The sequence below is a fragment of the bacterium genome (genome assembly GCA_024224155.1).
Classification (GTDB): Bacteria; Acidobacteriota; Thermoanaerobaculia; order Multivoradales; family JAHEKO01; genus CALZIK01.
In genome coordinates this window covers 1-1,551 of the sequence record JAAENP010000461.1, presented here as the reverse complement: position 1 = coordinate 1,551, position 1,551 = coordinate 1, and the positions used below count along the sequence as shown (strand labels likewise).

The 1,551-nt window shown below is 64.9% G+C and carries 3 protein-coding genes; all 3 read right to left on the bottom strand.

The features are described 5' to 3' along the window. On the bottom strand, positions 1 to 463 hold a 463-nt coding region (locus GY769_22330; GenBank protein MCP4204656.1), incomplete at its 3' end, for an ATP-dependent protease. A gap of 122 nt (positions 464 to 585) precedes the next feature. After that, positions 586 to 759, bottom strand: coding sequence for a hypothetical protein (locus tag GY769_22325; protein MCP4204655.1), 174 nt, complete (start codon positions 757 to 759; stop codon positions 586 to 588). 10 nt (positions 760 to 769) lie between these two features. Next, positions 770 to 1,551 (bottom strand): transposase (locus GY769_22320; protein MCP4204654.1); only part of this gene is annotated, 782 nt, incomplete at its 5' end.

Sequence of the window (1,551 nt, the reverse complement as noted above, 5' to 3'; positions counted from 1 at the left end):
ATGAGGAGCCAATGTTGCAGCAGACGTCATTGCTGGCGTTGGCGGCCGGCAGCACCAGCTCCCGGAGGTCCTCGGCCGCGGCGAGCTCGGCCAGGGCCAGCGCACCGCGCACCGGACGGACGCTGCCGTCGAGGCCGAGCTCGCCGCAGAAGAGGCGCTGCTCGAAGGTGTCGGGGGGCAGCTCTCCCAGGGCGGCCAGCCATGCGATGGCGATGGCGAGATCGAGGTGGGAAGCCTGCTTCTCGAGGTCGGCCGGGGCGAGGTTGAGGGTCACGCGGCGTGGCGGCAGCTCGAAGTCGCTCGCCTCGATCGCGCACCGCACGCGTTCGCGGCACTCGCGCGTCGAGTAACGGGAAAGGCCGACGATGTCGACCCGTGGAACACCGAGGTGGACGTCGACCTCGACGCGGACACGGCGAGCGTCGATGCCCCACGGAGTGGCGGAGTTGGTTCTGGCGAGCATGCTGGTACCTCCTGGCGGGTTCGAGGATCTGAGAGATCCGAGGGATCTCTTACGCCTCGAGCCCCTACCCATCTCCGGGCCTGGGTCCGATACGCCGGGCAAGAAAAATGGGGCCGAAGCCCCTATTTCCTCGCGAGCCGCCGGCGCTGCTCGGGAGGCAGGTCGCCGAACCAGCCCTTGCCGTCCTTGCCCGAGTCCCAGACGTCAGCGATCTCGCGCCGATGCGGCAGGACCTCGTGACGCCCGCTGCGGAGCGCGCTGCGCACCCCCAATCGTTGCATTAGAAAATGGCTCAACTCCCACCATTCAAGCAGCTTGAAGTGCTTCGAGATGTCCAAGGATCTCCTTCCTGACGGCCTTATTAGCGCTGAGTGTGAGGGTGAGAGCACCTTGTGGTCTCGTCAACCGTCCAGCTCGCTGAAGGATCTTGCGACGGAATGTCGCAAGACGCTCGAAGCTCCAGAGGGGGGGACGCTTCTCGGTGGTCCGCCGCTGTGGAGGCTGCCGCTGCATCTGCAGCTCCCGGTTCAAGTTGTGGGCGAAGATCGCCGCCAGCAGATAGGCCTGGTTCCCCCACAGCGTCCGCACGGGGACGTAGTCCATCTGACCCTCCGATTTCAGCTCTGCAAAGACTCCTTCCTGGGCTCCCCGCCCGTTGTGGAACGCCACGACCTTGCGGGCCGTGAGCGTCTTGTTGGTGACCACCACCTTGAAGTCATAGCCGTAGGCATAGGGCTCGAACAGGTCGAGCTGAACAGGGCCTCGGCGCTGGATCTTCACCCGGCTTCGGATGGCCAGGAAGCGAAATCTCCGCGGCCAGGATTTTGGCTTCCAACGCAGCTCGAAGTACCTGTGATCGGCGTTGAGCGGCCACCAACGCCGTCGCGCTTCCAGGCGCCCTTTCAGCTCGGCGAAACTCCGGAAAGGCACGGAGATAGTGAACTCGACCCCGGCATCATGCAACAGCCGAACGATCTTGTAGCTGAAGAAGGCGCTGTCCATACGGACCTCGATGGTGACCCCCGGCAGGGCGGCGCGGATCCACTCCAGACACTCGAGGATGAACTGACCAGCACCCTTGCTGTCGT